This is a genomic window from Yersinia nurmii (assembly GCF_001112925.1).
GTDB lineage: Bacteria > Pseudomonadota > Gammaproteobacteria > Enterobacterales > Enterobacteriaceae > Yersinia > Yersinia nurmii.
Map to the genome: position 1 here is coordinate 37,827 of NZ_CPYD01000017.1, position 14,687 is coordinate 52,513.

Below are 14,687 nucleotides of genomic sequence, written 5' to 3' on the forward strand. Positions count from 1 at the left end.
AATTTAGCTTCACCACCGGGTCACAGACTTAAATTTTCACCTGCATAGATTAAAAAACAAACAAATAGAGATGTAATTCAATGAGAAAACTACTCGTCATAATTTTCTGTTTGAACTTGTTTGCCGTAACCAAACAAGCCACAGCAGAAGATGGAAAAACCGTAGATGTCGTATTAATCGGCGGCGGTATCATGAGCGCAACGCTAGGCACCTATATTCAAGAACTTGAGCCAACATGGTCAATCGATATGTTCGAGCGTTTGGATAGCGTAGCCAGCGAAAGCTCAAACGGCTGGAATAACGCCGGTACCGGCCACTCTGCATTAGCTGAAATGAACTACACGCCGGAAAAAGACGATGGTTCTATTGAAATAGCGAAAGCCATTGAGATTAATGAAGCTTTCCAGATTTCTCGTCAGTTCTGGGCCTATCAGGTAAAAAATAACGTCCTGCACGATCCTCGTTCATTTATTAATAGCGTTCCGCATATGAGTTTTGTATGGGGTGACGATAACGTTAATTTCCTACGTAAACGCCATGCAGCCTTACAGCAAAGTACGTTATTCCACGGTATGGAATATTCTGAAGATGCTGAGCAAATCAAACAATGGATACCTTTGGTAATGGAAGGGCGCGATCCTAAACAAAAGATCGCCGCTACCCGTATGCCAATTGGTACCGATGTAAACTTTGGTGAGATTACTCATCAATTAGTTGATGCATTGTCGAAGAGCGATAATTTCTCCCTGAGTCTGGGCCATGAAGTTCGCGATATTAAACGTAATGCGGATAAGACCTGGAGCGTTACCGTTGCCGATCTGAAGAATGATGGCAAAGAACGTACTGTGAAAGCCAAATTCGTCTTTATCGGTGCCGGTGGCGCATCATTGCCATTACTGCAAAAGTCAGAAATTCCTGAAGCAGATAATTACGGCGGTTTCCCGGTAGGCGGCGAATTCCTGGTTACCGATAACCCGGAAATTGTGCAACGTCATTTAGCCAAGGTATACGGTAAAGCGGCTGTTGGTTCGCCTCCAATGTCTGTGCCGCATTTAGATACCCGTATGCTGGATGGTAAACGCGTGCTGCTGTTTGGGCCATTTGCTACTTTCTCCAGTAAGTTCCTGAAAAATGGTTCTCTGTGGGATTTATTCGGAACTATGACCTTCTCTAATATCATGCCGATGACCCATGTAGGCATAGATAATTTCGACCTAGTTAAATACTTAATCAGCCAAGTAATGCTGAGTGATGAAGATCGTTTTGAAGCGCTGAAAGAATACTTCCCGGAAGCGAAGCAAGAAGATTGGAAACTGTGGATTGCCGGTCAGCGCGTACAAATCATCAAAAAAGATGAAGATAAAGGCGGCGTTCTCCGCTTAGGTACTGAAGTGGTCACCTCCCAGGATGGGACTATTGCCGCATTGCTGGGCGCATCACCGGGGGCTTCAACCGCAGCGCCAATTATGTTGCACCTGCTTGAAACCACCTTCAAGGATAAAGTGGCTTCTGAAGCGTGGCAGGCTAAATTAAAGCAAATTATTCCATCCTATGGCCAGAAATTGAATGGCAACGTGGAAATGACCAATGAAGTTCTGGGCTACACCAGCACCGTATTGCAGTTGGATAATTTAGCGCCGCAGCCAGTGATTGAAGCTGAAGTTAAAACCGAAATGAAACTGGAACCCGTGGCCGAAGTTGCCCACTGATTAGTTTTAAACGTACCAATAATGCTCGCCGGAGAGTGATCGTCTCTCCGGCTTTTTTATATCAAAAATAGGCTGATTATTTTCCTTTTTATGCCGATTGAGGCGAGTCTCTCTCAGATATTCTGTGGATTAAATTTATCCAAGGCTACACAAAACATAAACTGCGATCAAAAAGAAATTGCATTGTTACGCGGTAAAATAAAATAATGCTCACCGGTCATCTATCAATAGAAAGGAATCTTATGTCTGGTATTTTATTTAAAACGCTCTCAGTATTGTCCTTGAGCTTGCTCCCGCTGCAATCATTTGCGGATATCTCGGTAATCAAAAAAAACAATATCAAACCGGGCAATATAGAATATGCCAAGGTGCTGTACTCAGGCGATGTGACAGAAAATAAAACCGTAGAATTCATCTCTGTTCTCGATGAAATCAATGCTAATTACCCAAAACTGAAAAAAATCTATGTCTACATCAATAGCTATGGTGGCGATATGGACAGTGGCTACATGGCTTATGAGGCGATAAAAAGCTCACTGGTCCCGGTTACTACGGTGAATTTATCGATGGTCGGTTCCTCTGCAACGTTATTTTACTGCGCTGGAGCGGAACGTTTATCAATGAAAGGCGCTTCTTTCCTGCTGCATCCTGCCGCCGTAACTAACGAAAACAGCAATTTCCTGAAGCCTGACTCACTAAAAAATATGCAAGAGGCCGTGAATGTATATAACAATATGTTCGATACGGTTTATAAAGAATGCACCACTTACACGGATGCTGAGCGGAAAAATATTCTTTATAGCGAAAATGGTCGCGCTTTGATCAATTCGGCTACCGCGATAGATAAAAAGATAGCTAGCGGGCTTGCCAACGGATTTTCTGATGTTCAGATATCTTATTACATTACGGAAAAACCAAATCAATAATAGTGCTTAAGGTTTCAATGATAAAAGGGAGCGCACTTGGGGCTCTCTTTTATTTCCCTGCCGGTGTAATTTACCGCGAGAGCATTAGGAAAACGACCTCGATTTCAGCGTTGTATTATTCGGCTAATTCTCGTTGATAGCGTGGTACAGCATTACCCGCGCGATTCTGCGGTATTGCTCTTCGATTATCTCAACATAAAATCATACAGGATGTTTCCTTTGGTATCGTCATAATCTAGGCGGTCGCCCAATGCGCTGCCAGCATCGTCATCACATTAGGTGGCGTAGATCGTTAAACCCCTTAACACGCCGATGGCGCGGCTATCAACCAAGGGATCACGCCGCCATTGCTCGGTTTTACCTCTGTTCTCGCTATCCACGACAAAGAACCACAAAGCATCCAGCGGTTTCACCTCCCAAGAGCGGTTTTCTATCTGACGTAACATAATTTTCTACTCTATTCAGCGAATTAAAGATGGCACAAAGTGGTGCTATTCCATTGCTGGATATTTTGCGAGATCCAGACGAACTGTCGGCAGTATCGGGTGAGGATCGGGATATTAAGAAGAGGGGAGACGCCGGGATTCAGGTTTTATGGGCTAGCATCGTTAACTTCGATAATTCAATATAGGGGTTCTGCGTTTCTGGCCACTCCTTATTATCAGAGTGGCCTTTTAGTTTTAAAGGGCGTTTTTAACCAAAGAACCTGCGCCAATTTCTGCAATATTTCTCGCTCCAGTGAGCGTCATCGCTACGCGCATTTCTTTATCAAATAGCTCCAGCAAATTAGCGACACCGGCTTCACCGGCGGCAGCCAAGGCATAAACAAAAGCGCGGCCCAGCATCACGCTGTCAGCTCCCAGCGCAATCATTCGAACCACGTCAAGACCGCTGCGAATTCCTGAATCTGCGAATATCTTCAGATCGCCTTTTACCGCGTCAGCAATGGCTGGCAGCGCATGGGCGGTAGAAAGTACGCCGTCCAACTGGCGGCCACCGTGGTTGGAAACCACAATCCCATCGGCACCAAATCTAACCGCATCTTTGGCATCCTCCGCATCGAGAATACCTTTAATAATCATAGGGCCTTGCCAGAATTCTCGAATCCACTCCAGATCTTTCCATGAAATTGAAGGATCGAAATTAGTACCAATCCAGCCGATATAATCTTCCAGATTGGTCGGCGTACCGCGATAGGCCGATACGTTGCCCAAATCGTGCGGTTTGCCGCATATTCCGACGTCCCATGCCCACTGTGGATGAGTCATGGCCTGCAAAATACGGCGAGCTGCCGCATTTGGGCCGCTCATACCGGAATGGGCATCGCGGTACCGCGAGCCAGGAACCGGCATATCCACGGTAAAGACTAGCGTTTTCACTCCAGCAGCTTTGGCTCGCTCAAGTGCATTCCGCATAAAACCACGGTCTTTTAAGACGTAAAGCTGGAACCACATTGGTCTATCTATAGCCGGTGCCACTTCTTCTATCGGGCAAACCGAAACGGTGGATAGGGTAAATGGAATCCCTTTTTTAGCCGCCGCTCGCGCAGCCTGCACTTCGCCACGGCGTGCATACATGCCGGTTAAACCAACCGGTGCCAAAACGACCGGCATTGACAGAGTTTCATCGAATAATTTGGTTTCCAGACTCAGCTCGGACATGTTTTTCAATACGCGCTGCCGCAGTGCAATACTCGCTAAATCTTCGGTATTACGCCTTAACGTATGCTCCGCGTTGGCTCCACCGTCAATATAATGGAACAGAAAAGGCGGAAGTTTAGCCTGTGCTGCGGCCCGGTAATCGGTTGAAGCGGAGATAATCATAATCTGTACCTTAGTTTGAAACGTTGACTTAATTTTTACTCTCAGGGAGCCAGAATCACTGCCATTCCTGCGGCTATCGCACCGTAAACCAGCATTGGCAGAAGCGTTTTTTTGATGATTTTCCCCTCGGCGTTACTGAGGCCTAAAATCGAACAAACGGCGATAATATTGTTCAGGCACACCATATTGCCCATGGCTCCACCTACGGATTGTAGTGCCAAGGTTAGATTGACATTCAGCCCGCTGCTCAGGGCTATGGATTGCTGAATCCCGCCGAAGGTCAGGTTAGACACGGTGTTCGAACCGGAGAAGAACGAACCTAACGCCCCAAGGAATGATGAGAACATTAGCCAGCTCTCACCGGTAATAGCCGCTAGCTCTTTACCAATTAAAATGACGGGAGCGTTGTCACCGCCTAGCATCATCATATTGACCATAACGAGCGCGCCGAATAGGGCAATAAACGGTTTGGATATCCGTGATGCGGTTTCGCTAAACATATGTTTAACCTGTGTGCCACTTAGCCTAAATAGCGGAATACACAGCAGAACCACTAACAGGAAAGGAATCAGCGCTGGGACGTATAGCGTTTTGTAACCCGCCGCCGCAGAAGTGCCCAGCACCTGTTGTAGGTTGATAATCAATGCCTTACTGACGCTTAGCTCACCTATCCAGCCTAAGCTGCCTTGCCATAGCGTAGCCGTATTATTGAGTAACGCTTTTAGCCCTATTTGATGAATGCGGGTTACGATCAAAATGGCAATGAGTAGCAAGGTCGGTGTCATGGCTTTGATGACCTGCAAGAAAGGAACCGCCGTTGCCGTGTCTTTTCTGTCCGTTTGGGTCAGCCCGATTCCCATGCGTGCCAACAATACTGAAAGCGCCAGACCAATAGCTCCTCCAATCAATGCGGGGAATTCATAGTTAACTTGCGCTAGCAGTAAGTAGGGAAGAGTGCAGCTCAATACGCTGAGATAAATGAAAATCAGGTTGCCGCGAATTTGCTGCCAGGAAACGATAAAACGTAATGCCAGCAATGGGATGACAAAAGCGGCGACAAAATGAATCAGTGCGGTTTGGCGGCCTATTTCCAGCAGATTTTCATCGGAAAGACCGAGGTTAGCGAAGCCAAACCAAGTCGGCGTGCCTACGGCACCGAATGAAACCGGCACCGAGTTCATAACCAGCGTCAATAAGGCCACACGTAGAGGGTTAAATCCCAGCCCGACCAGTATTGGTGCTGCGATGGCGGCCGGTGTGCCAAATCCGCTGGCGCCTTCAATCATGAATGCAAATGCCCAGCCGATAATCATCAGCTGAGCAACTGGGTTAGGGCTGATATTTTCCAGCCAGTTACGTACCACGTTTTCTGCGCCGCTCACCTGCATCAGCTTATTCAACAAAATTGCGCCAGCAATAATGGTGATAGGGGTAAATACGGAAACTAGCGCGGTAATAATATTGGCGTGCAGCAACAGCGGTGCGCTGTTGAACCAGAATAATTGCACGCAATAAACCACGACGGCGGTCAGTGGCAGAGCAATATAGGATGGAATTCCGTTACGCCTGGTCATCATCCAAATCAACAGAGCGATTGGAGCAATACTAAAAAAAAGGGACATATCATCCTCAGGGTTATTATTTTTCTAGATGGATAGGGATGTAGCCAAAAAGTTAATTAGCACAACATTATTATTCTAATCACAACCTTTGCTGATGTACTACGCTGCATTTTCGCAACAATTAATTAGCGTGAAAATTAGGCCTAATTCAATTAAATCCTCAAAAAACGAATTTTAAATTAACCGTTATTAATCAATTAGTTAGCTTGTTTGTTTTGTGTGAGTAATGTGCTGTCTCACATTAATTAGACAGGATTAGGCCATAGACTATATCCAAAAATGACCTAATCATTGGAGGGGATCTCGCGGGAATGTGGGGTAATCAGGTGATATTTTCAAAAGTAGTGGCTGATATTCTTATAGGACGTAATGATATGTTCGATGAGCAAGCGGGTTTTCAACGGTAAATTGCGGGTATAAGGATAAACTGCATAAACGCCCAAAACTTTACCGCAGTGGCCAGCCAGAATTTCAACCAATTTTCCGTCCTGAATATCTTCATACACCATACAACGCGGCACCATAGCAATGCCGTGACCGCTGATAACGGCTTTCCGAATAGCTCTGGCATTATTTACTGACAGATTTCCATCCACCTGCATTTCATAGATTTCGCTGCTACCGGGTTGTTTCATTAACCAGTTGGCCGTGCCACTTTCCTGATAGGTGTAAGTTAGACAATTATGATTTAGCAATTCCTTCGCCGAATGGGGTTCTGGATGCAGCTCCAAATAACCGGGAGAACAGACTATGATCCAGTGGGAATCGAGAATAGGACGTGCAATCAGGCTGGAGTCAGGCATGGTGCCGGTGCGAATAGCCAGATCAATACCTTCGTTGACCAAATCGACAAAGCGGTTTTCCAGCCGCATTTCAATTTTCAAATTAGGGTGTTGGCTGCAAAACTCGGCCACGCATTCGCTTAGTAGTAATTCCCCGGAAATAGTGGGTACTGACATACGAATAACGCCGGTTAACTCATCACTTTTTTCACTGACCGCATACAAAGCGTCCTGAACTTTCGTGCTGATTTCGCGTGCATGGCGATACAACACCTGACCATTTTCAGTAAGCCGTAGACTGCGCGTGGTGCGATAAAGCAGGCGGGCACCTAAAGATTTCTCTAGACGACCGATACGTTTACTCACCACGGAACTGGTGATACCGGCGGCTTCGGCTGCTTTACTAAACGAACCGCAATCGACTATTAATGCGAAAAGAATCAAATCGTTGGCATATTCGTGAGTGGGTAACATAGCGTCCTATTCTTCTTTGGCTCCACTGATTGACACAGTGTAAGACCTCTTGGTCAGGAAGCAATATGCATTAGTTATTTGGTTGAAACGATAGGTGATGCCCATAGCGTTCAATACCTATATTTTTTAATAAACCAGATCTGTAAGATAAATAATGGTGATAATTTTTTAAATTACGTTAAAAAAACTGAGGGTGGTAATGATAAATGTATGGCTATTTTTATTTCTTAATCTATTTTATATAATTAATAAGTTGGCTGAGCTTGTTTTAAATGTCAGGTTAATTTATTCCGCCTATCATGTTAATCCTTAGAGGAACTTCCATGTGAGAATTAAAAGAGTCATATTTATAATGAATATGTTCTTTTTTAAGCGGTTTTCTGGTGAGGAGAATAAGCATATCTCTGGTTGAATTTTTGGTTTTATCCTTTGCAATAACAGGTGTGAGGCTGTGTTTTTTCTCGTTATCGGCGAATAATAAAGTATCGAGAAAGTTTTTATGCTGGAATTCTGTCACAATCAGATCTTTATTGATGTCATTGTGTTTTAATCCAGTCGTCTGTTTCATATCATGAATAAAGGTTTTAGCACTGTCATCGGCAATATTATTACTACCTAAAAAAATCGTCATAGTATGGTCGCACCCGTCGCTGTGGACTCCTTCGGATGTGGGCTCACCAATAATGGTTGGTGACGTTGTTGTTCTCAGGTTAAAGACTGTACAGAGGTGTTGATTACTAGCCTGATTTAGTTTGGTACGAGGAATAACGGTTACCCCTTCAATAAGGTAGGCTTTTGCTTTTATTAATGCCTGAAAAACTGTATTTAGCTGTAAATCATCACCTATTCCGCGAAAATGACGGATTTTCCCTGAGTCATGGCGGATAAATTCGTCCTCAGTCGAAAGTACGAAAGGTTGGAATTCAATCCTTTCGATCTTGGCATCATCAAAGTTAAAACAAAATCGACCGGCTTTGGATTGACGGAATGGTAGAGTTGGATCGCTAAGTAAATGAGCGCTAACAGACTCTAGTTTTGCAAAATCACTGGGTTCGGCTCCCAGCTCAAGTAAAATATCCTTCATGATATTTCCTGGGATAAATATATGATGATTTTTTTGGTATTCGTTTTTAACACGATTAAGCAAAGAAAAATTACCCATGAATGTATTACCTCTCAGAGTGGGCAGTTATAAATGTTATTGTCAGTCTAAGTATTAATGCTGTTAGCTTAAACCCATGATGAAAATAAATTGGGAGTAAATGCAGTGATGATGTTTTATCCGTGCTCATTTTTTACGCTAATTAAGCACACCTTACTAGAATGTGTTTTTTTAAACTCTAGTGAAAGGCTAGCAAAGCAAATTATGAATAACAAATTAATATCATGAAAATAAAAACGCTCCAAAAATTACGGCGTAACAACTACTTTACATGAATGTAATACAATTGATTTTCTAGTATAATTATTCGTGTAACAATCTAATTTTATTTTTATTGAATGAAAATGAATCACTTTAAACGCTTAACTATTAAATGGGCAAATAATCAAACAGGAATTTTCTATCGAGGAGGGAAAGCATTCTATGGCCATAGGATTATGATAAAAAAGCCGAATAAGACCGCTGCTTCCACTCAGCTTTCCCATCCGGCTTTGCAATCAAAGTGAAGTTATTACAGATTTTCTTTAAAGAAAGGCACCACGCGGCCTAGCGCTAGCGCAACGGGTTCCGGCTTATCGTATGATTTTGTCGCATTAACATTGTTGTGTCGGCAAAATTGTGTTGCCTGTTTTTAGGCAGCCAACAAATAAAATTGTTCTGCCGGTGATAGAGGCTCTCCGGCGGGGTGCTGAAGCTGCCTTTTACGTATCATATGCACTCGCTCAATGCCTGCCAATATCGTCTGGGTTCGTCGAAACGATTTAAATCCCAGCATCGTCCGTATTCGCCGTTTGATATTCCGGTGATCCTGCTCCACAAGGTTGTTCAGGTATTTGCTCTGTCTGATAGTCATCCTTTCTTCTTCTGGTTTGTTACCATTGAGTGTGGTCAACGCTGCCATGTTGGCGTCACTTTTATTGATAGTGACCACCTCGGGTTCGCCGTGATGACGAATGGCCTTGCGAAAGAAGCGTAATGCGGCAGCTGCGCCCCGTTTGGCGGTCAGCAGAAAGTCGATGGTTTGACCTACAGCATCAACGGCGCGGTATAGGTATTTCCACTGGCTTTTGATTTTGATGTAGGTTTCATCCATGCGCCATCGACGCCCCACGTGGCGTTTATGCCGACGAAACGCCTTATCCAGGAACGGCACCAAGCGGATAACCCAGCGGTGTAACGTGGAGTGGTCAACGGCAATACATCATCTCCTCGAGATTGCGCAGGCTCAGGGCGTAAGCCAGATACCAACGAACACATTGCGCGATGATATCGCCGGGATAATGTAGGCGTTTAAAGGCGTTTTGGATCAGAGGCATGGGTAGGCAACATCGTAAAAAAAACAGCATATTACCTGACGACGCCTTCATGCGACAGAACCGTGCCAGAAGCGGATATTGCAGATACCGCAGTAATCAATGAGAAACAAGTTAGCTTCTTAGTGGCCCAAATCACGCCAATAACCTTATTGCTCGTTAGGATTCCAGTAGACCTGGACGCCAGTTATCAGTGTGAAGAACGTAATGGCTGCTTCTTTTCCTTCCTCAATAGTCAAGTAAGGCTTTGAAAGATAAACATCACCACCTGAATGGGTGAAGCGGTAGCGGTGTTCTGGCTTCACTTCTACGCCAGTAAGTGCTTTCACCTGACCAAGGTTGCAATGGATTCGGTACCCCTGATCTTTGTAGTGCTGAAGCGTATAAATTCCCGTGGTATTGTTTGGGGCGGTACGTGCAAGGTTAGTCAATTTTCTGCTCCTGTTTAATACAAAATCCGCGGCGTTTGATTGTCAAAAGCCCGATCATGTGTTTGGCCACTGCTTCAGCTTCTTATCGGTGTTGGCGCACAACTTCGAATAATAACCCGTTGTAAAACCTTCTTTCGGCGGTTTGATGAAAATGTAATGGCGCACTAAAATTGGTCACCCAAATAGATGTGATGCAACAGGGTTAGAAATATCCCGGTATTTGAGAAGGCCCGCTGAAGCAGGCCATACTATTTACTGTAAAGCATCAAGGATGCGGTAAGCGGCTTCGACACGCGCAGGGTTAGGATAACTTTTGTTTGCCAGCATCACTATGCCAAGATTCTTCTCGGGAATAAAAGCCACGTAGCTTCCAAACCCGCCGGTTGAGCCAGTTTTATGCACCCATGAGGCATTTAATGCTGGCGCTGGCGGATTAATCTCCGCCGCACTTAGCGGTGCGAGTGCGACTTTATTATCGCTCCCATCGACAGCGACGGTTGCTTTCATCGGCCAGTTCAGCATTTCCCAGCCCAGCCCCTGATACATGTCACCCACTTGCCAATACCGCGACTGGGCAAGCAAAATCCCCTTTCTCAGCGAGACATCTTTTACTTCAGAAGGCGCTATGTTGGCCCGCACCCAGCTTGCCATATCCTCTATTGAGGATTTTACGCCGTAGGCTTCAGCATCCAGCATGCCCGGAGAAACGTGAACGGCTTTCCCATCGCGATAGCCCCACGCATAGTGTTTTTCTTCGCGTAGAGGAACCTGTATCCAGGTATGCGTTAGATTCAATGGCTGGAACACGCGTTTGTTCATCGCCTGCTCAAAGCTCATACCTGAAGGTTTAACCGCCAGTTTGCCAAACAACCCAATACTGGCGTTTGAATAAAGACGCGTTGTGCCCGGTTTCCACTGTGGCTGCCAGGTTTCATAGTAATTCTGTAATGACGCCTCATCGGTAATGTTATCCGGTACCTGAAGCGGCAAGCCACCGGCGGTATAGGTTGCCAAATTCAGCAAACTAATTCCTTCCCATTGCTTCCCTGAAAGCGCTGGCCAGTATTGACTCACTGGATCACTAAGTTTAATTTCACCACGAGCAATCGCATCGCCACCCAGTACGCCAGTGAAGGTTTTACTCACGGAGCCGAGTTCGAATAACGTCTGCTGCGTGACAGGCTGTTTGCCTGCGACATCTGCCATTCCCCAGGTAAAGTAGTAAGGTTGGCCCTGATAGATCACCGCCACCGCCATGCCGGGAATAGCCTGTTCTTTCATCAAAGGAATAACAACGTTATCAACAATGCCGCTTAGCTTTTTTTCCGTTTGAGGCGTTGCAAGCACGGAACCTGACGCGACGAGCAGCAGCACACAGGAAAGGGTTTTATGCATCTGTCTATCTTCCATAATTAAGAGTTGAAGGGTTGTACGCGCTTAATTTGATGAATTTGGCCGCAGGTTGCAAACGATAAAATTTAGGAGGTTCTGTCGCATGAAGGCGTCGTCAGGTAATATGCTGTTTTTTTTTACGATGTTGCCTACCCATGTCTCTGATCCGAAACGCCTTTAAACGCCTACATTATCCCGGCGATTGTAACGGTCAACTAAAACCGGACACGGATTTAGGCACATTGCTGTAATCGGCGTTCATATTCATCCGGTGATATATTTCCCAGCCGATAATGCCGCCTTTTCAGATGATAAAAACTGTCGATATAATCGATAACATCAGCGATACCCTGACTTCGGGTTTCATAACGACGATAGTTAACCCTCTCAGCTTTCAGGCTGCGGAAAAACCTTTCCGTAACAGCATTATCCTGGCAGTTACCTTTTCGGCTCATGCTACCTGTAACATCCAACTCCTGCTGGCAGGATTGGAACTGCGCGCGGGTATATTGCACCCCTTGATCGCTATGGAACACCACAGACCCTGTGGGTCGGCGTTTATTTACGGCCAGCCTTAAGGCCCGGACGGTCAAGTCGCTGTCCGGCTTGTCTGAGAAGGCCCAACTCACTATTTTTCTTGAACATAAGTCCATCACGATAGCCAGATATAACCAGCCCTGAGCGGTACGCAGATAGGTAATATCACCTGACCACCAGGTATTCAATTTCTCTGGATTACACTGCAAATTCAATAGATTAGCGGCAACGACAGCGGGTTTTCCGCCGCGTGGATAACGATCACGTCCGGGGCGTTTAGCCTCCAGTAATAAGTTTTTCATTAGCTGCCGAACGCGGTATCTGCCCACGTTAAAACCTTGTTCCCGTAACTCGATGCACATGCGCCGGTTGCCATATGTGGCATCCATTTCAGCGTGAACATGCTTAGCCTCCGCGTGCAACATCAGAACATCGGGCTTGATCATTAGCCGACGACTACGGGCATAAAACACGCTGCGCGTGAGCGATAAACAGCGGCATACCTGTTGGATATTTGCACCGACCTTCTTCAGTTTCACCGCGACTTTTTGTCGTTGTTCATTTCCATGGCGAAGAAGGCCGAAGCCTTTTTTAACAGGTCATTGTCGCTCTGCAACTGCCGTACCTGCTTTTCAAGTTCTTGTATTCGCCGTTGTTCCGGTGTTATAGCACTGGCTATCGGTGTGTTTCCGCGGATCTCTCCGCGATACTGCCGTAGCCAGTGTTGTAAGGTTGAAAGGCCAATATTCATTGTTTCAGCAGCCTGGGTCACCGGGTACTTATGCTGAAGAACCAGATTGACGCACTCTTGTTTAAACTCATGAGTAAATGATTTTTCTCGCATTTTCACCTCGTTAGTGTTGCTCATTATATCTCTAACAAAGTGTCCGGAATGATTAGACCATTACAGTTTCTCATTGTTGATCTAACTACCACACGAACTGCGATTGCTTAGTTGGCGGATAGGCCAACATCCGTTTCGGAATGACCCCTAGAAGATGTCTGCACATTAAAAAAAGTGAACCTACACTGATGTAATTGAAGTAAAAAAGTTTTCTAATGAAGAGAAAGCAGGCATGGTTAATTCTCATGCCTGCTGTATTCGGATGTTAAGACAAAAGGTGCTATTCGCCATTTTTGTGATTGTGCTCCTTCAGACTAGGGTGTTTAGGTTTGTTTTCTGGCGTGACACGTTGTCGTTTATCTTCTTTTCCAGTTGATTTAGCAATAGGCTTTGGGCCGGGTTTAATGCTCATAAAAAATCTCCTTGAAGAAGTTAATGTGTTTATGTGCTGTGTTAGTGGTACCAATGACGTTATGAGGGTGGTTACTCAAAATTACAATTGACCTAAGTTTTAAATCTTGCGGTCCATCACAATAATTATTTATTTTCACTGTTAGGTAACAAATTTTGCGGCTGCGTGATGTCACATATCGATTTCGAATGAGTCGAAATTATCCCGTTACACAGATTTAGTCTTCAGGGTCATTTAACTCAATATTTGCTTTCAACAACGCACTGAAGTTCAGAGGGGAGGCGTTTATTATTGGCCCATAGACGGGGCTTGAGCAAATGGCGGTGATACGGCGCGCATAGGTTTTGCCGAAACGTTTTTTGTCCAACTTTCCATCACGAAAACGCTGGCATGATATTTCATAGGTATTGAGTACATTATGAAGGTGAACATCCCAAAGTGCTTTCATAGATTGACTCAGGCAGAAGTCTTCACCTTTTTCTTCTTTATGCTTCATGATCTCGGCGTTGTACTTGGCAAAATCAGTTTCTGCTTTTGTTATCATTTCAAGAGTTTTTAGCTCGGAATCTCCTAATGAGTTTAAATCTCGCTTTACGGTTCTATATGCGCTGAATGCTGCAACACCAGCAGCTAACGTCGAAATAACAGCCCCAAACGCGTAGAGGATGTCTCTTATTGTCCAAACAATTGTGGTCGTAGTATTTACTGGATCCTGCATTATTTCCCACTCTCTTTCAATGCTGCCACCTCTTCCGCTAAATGGTCTGCAGAATCGAATGATATTTGAAGCCCTTTGTGACCGCGATCCTTCAAAACGGGATGTTTAGGTTTGTTTTCTGGCGTGACACGTTGTCGTTTATCTTCTTTTCCAGTTGATTTAGCAACCGGTTTCGGGCCAGGCTTAATACCCATGCATATCTCCTTGAGGCTTCTGATTGATTCAATGTTACATTATGACAGTAGTGCTAATCACGTAATGAGAGATCTAGGGATTAATCACCTACATAATTTTAAAAACCCGTCGCTCATCACATTTCAGTCCTTAAAATTTTCTGTAGCTGTTGATGCGCTGAGTAATCTCCTATCTGTCAAGACAAGATGTAGCGAGGTATGTCCCTTTCGGCATGTACCTAATCATCATTAAGGTACCCATTTCAGTGAACATATTAGATCATGTGAATAGACCCAGGTTTCGTAGACACTTTTTTGCCTCATAATGGAGGCTCAATGAAGGAGTGTTTATGTCAGCCAAAAATTTCA

The 14,687-nt window shown here is 44.8% G+C and carries 15 protein-coding genes and 1 pseudogene; 3 read left to right on the plus strand and 13 right to left on the minus strand.

The genetic code is table 11. The features are described from left to right. Positions 1–80 precede the first annotated feature (80 nt). Both mqo and AD970_RS17410 read left to right on the plus strand, forming a co-directional pair. Complete coding sequence (gene mqo, locus AD970_RS17405; protein WP_049601994.1) at positions 81–1,709, plus strand: malate dehydrogenase (quinone); 1,629 nt, start codon at positions 81–83, stop codon at positions 1,707–1,709. Between the two features lie 242 nt (positions 1,710–1,951). Next, positions 1,952–2,635 (plus strand): ATP-dependent Clp protease proteolytic subunit, encoded by a 684-nt coding sequence (locus AD970_RS17410; protein WP_049601997.1) that lies wholly within the window; start codon positions 1,952–1,954, stop codon positions 2,633–2,635. Between the two features lie 275 nt (positions 2,636–2,910). Here AD970_RS17410 and AD970_RS19725 read toward each other — a convergent pair whose 3' ends face one another. Further along, positions 2,911–3,081: a hypothetical protein gene (locus AD970_RS19725; protein ID WP_157045580.1), complete on the minus strand. Its 171-nt coding sequence runs from the start codon at positions 3,079–3,081 to the stop codon at positions 2,911–2,913. A 29-nt stretch (positions 3,082–3,110) separates the two neighbouring features. On the opposite strand from AD970_RS19725, the gene AD970_RS19730 reads away from it, so the two are divergent. Beyond that, positions 3,111–3,266 carry a hypothetical protein gene (locus AD970_RS19730; protein ID WP_157045581.1) on the plus strand — a complete coding sequence of 52 codons (156 nt, stop codon included), beginning with the start codon at positions 3,111–3,113 and terminating at the stop codon, positions 3,264–3,266. 49 nt (positions 3,267–3,315) lie between these two features. Here the strand turns inward: AD970_RS19730 and lldD are convergent, their stop codons facing one another. The 12 genes and pseudogenes from lldD to AD970_RS17465 form a co-directional block, all read right to left on the minus strand. Continuing rightward, a complete protein-coding gene (gene lldD / locus AD970_RS17415; protein ID WP_049602000.1) occupies positions 3,316–4,458 on the minus strand; it encodes an FMN-dependent L-lactate dehydrogenase LldD in 1,143 nt (380 codons plus the stop codon). Positions 4,459–4,499: 41 nt separating this feature from the next. Further along, complete coding sequence (locus AD970_RS17420; protein ID WP_049602003.1) at positions 4,500–6,080, minus strand: L-lactate permease; 1,581 nt, start codon at positions 6,078–6,080, stop codon at positions 4,500–4,502. A 335-nt stretch (positions 6,081–6,415) separates the two neighbouring features. Then, a complete protein-coding gene (locus AD970_RS17425) occupies positions 6,416–7,336 on the minus strand; it encodes a LysR family transcriptional regulator (protein ID WP_049602006.1) in 921 nt (306 codons plus the stop codon). 280 nt (positions 7,337–7,616) lie between these two features. Then, the gene (locus AD970_RS17430) at positions 7,617–8,420 is read right to left on the minus strand and encodes a 2OG-Fe dioxygenase family protein (RefSeq protein ID WP_084728180.1); all 804 of its coding nucleotides are present in this window, start codon (positions 8,418–8,420) and stop codon (positions 7,617–7,619) included. Positions 8,421–9,129: 709 nt separating this feature from the next. Next, a pseudogene (locus tag AD970_RS17435) lies at positions 9,130–9,814 on the minus strand (IS6 family transposase). Positions 9,815–9,960: 146 nt separating this feature from the next. Beyond that, the gene (locus AD970_RS17440) at positions 9,961–10,242 is read right to left on the minus strand and encodes a hypothetical protein (RefSeq protein ID WP_049602012.1); all 282 of its coding nucleotides are present in this window, start codon (positions 10,240–10,242) and stop codon (positions 9,961–9,963) included. A 252-nt stretch (positions 10,243–10,494) separates the two neighbouring features. After that, a complete protein-coding gene (gene ampC, locus AD970_RS17445) occupies positions 10,495–11,637 on the minus strand; it encodes a CMY2/MIR/ACT/EC family class C beta-lactamase (protein ID WP_049602016.1) in 1,143 nt (380 codons plus the stop codon). Between the two features lie 230 nt (positions 11,638–11,867). Next, positions 11,868–12,710 carry an IS3 family transposase gene (locus AD970_RS17450; RefSeq protein WP_157045582.1) on the minus strand — a complete coding sequence of 281 codons (843 nt, stop codon included), beginning with the start codon at positions 12,708–12,710 and terminating at the stop codon, positions 11,868–11,870. Then, positions 12,707–13,039 carry a transposase gene (locus AD970_RS17455; protein ID WP_072080683.1) on the minus strand — a complete coding sequence of 111 codons (333 nt, stop codon included), beginning with the start codon at positions 13,037–13,039 and terminating at the stop codon, positions 12,707–12,709. Before AD970_RS17455 ends, AD970_RS17450 begins: the two co-directional genes overlap by 4 nt. A gap of 256 nt (positions 13,040–13,295) precedes the next feature. Continuing rightward, positions 13,296–13,427 (minus strand): hypothetical protein, encoded by a 132-nt coding sequence (locus AD970_RS20360; RefSeq protein WP_268872533.1) that lies wholly within the window; start codon positions 13,425–13,427, stop codon positions 13,296–13,298. A 217-nt stretch (positions 13,428–13,644) separates the two neighbouring features. After that, positions 13,645–14,145 (minus strand): hypothetical protein, encoded by a 501-nt coding sequence (locus AD970_RS17460; RefSeq protein WP_049602017.1) that lies wholly within the window; start codon positions 14,143–14,145, stop codon positions 13,645–13,647. After that, positions 14,145–14,339: a hypothetical protein gene (locus tag AD970_RS17465; RefSeq protein WP_049602020.1), complete on the minus strand. Its 195-nt coding sequence runs from the start codon at positions 14,337–14,339 to the stop codon at positions 14,145–14,147. Before AD970_RS17465 ends, AD970_RS17460 begins: the two co-directional genes overlap by 1 nt. Between the last annotated feature and the right edge of the window lie 348 nt (positions 14,340–14,687).

What these genes read in the sequence shown, in the direction of transcription:
- mqo (WP_049601994.1), top strand. Translation starts at nt 81, where the DNA reads ATGAGAAAACTACTCGTCATAATTTTCTGTTTGAACTTGTTTGCCGTA.
- AD970_RS17410 (WP_049601997.1), top strand. Translation starts at nt 1,952, where the DNA reads ATGTCTGGTATTTTATTTAAAACGCTCTCAGTATTGTCCTTGAGCTTG.
- AD970_RS19725 (WP_157045580.1), bottom strand. Translation starts at nt 3,081, where the DNA reads ATGTTACGTCAGATAGAAAACCGCTCTTGGGAGGTGAAACCGCTGGAT.
- AD970_RS19730 (WP_157045581.1), top strand. Translation starts at nt 3,111, where the DNA reads ATGGCACAAAGTGGTGCTATTCCATTGCTGGATATTTTGCGAGATCCA.
- lldD (WP_049602000.1), bottom strand. Translation starts at nt 4,458, where the DNA reads ATGATTATCTCCGCTTCAACCGATTACCGGGCCGCAGCACAGGCTAAA.
- AD970_RS17420 (WP_049602003.1), bottom strand. Translation starts at nt 6,080, where the DNA reads ATGTCCCTTTTTTTTAGTATTGCTCCAATCGCTCTGTTGATTTGGATG.
- AD970_RS17425 (WP_049602006.1), bottom strand. Translation starts at nt 7,336, where the DNA reads ATGTTACCCACTCACGAATATGCCAACGATTTGATTCTTTTCGCATTA.
- AD970_RS17430 (WP_084728180.1), bottom strand. Translation starts at nt 8,420, where the DNA reads ATGAAGGATATTTTACTTGAGCTGGGAGCCGAACCCAGTGATTTTGCA.
- ampC (WP_049602016.1), bottom strand. Translation starts at nt 11,637, where the DNA reads ATGCATAAAACCCTTTCCTGTGTGCTGCTGCTCGTCGCGTCAGGTTCC.
- AD970_RS17455 (WP_072080683.1), bottom strand. Translation starts at nt 13,039, where the DNA reads ATGAGCAACACTAACGAGGTGAAAATGCGAGAAAAATCATTTACTCAT.
- AD970_RS20360 (WP_268872533.1), bottom strand. Translation starts at nt 13,427, where the DNA reads ATGAGCATTAAACCCGGCCCAAAGCCTATTGCTAAATCAACTGGAAAA.
- AD970_RS17460 (WP_049602017.1), bottom strand. Translation starts at nt 14,145, where the DNA reads ATGCAGGATCCAGTAAATACTACGACCACAATTGTTTGGACAATAAGA.
- AD970_RS17465 (WP_049602020.1), bottom strand. Translation starts at nt 14,339, where the DNA reads ATGGGTATTAAGCCTGGCCCGAAACCGGTTGCTAAATCAACTGGAAAA.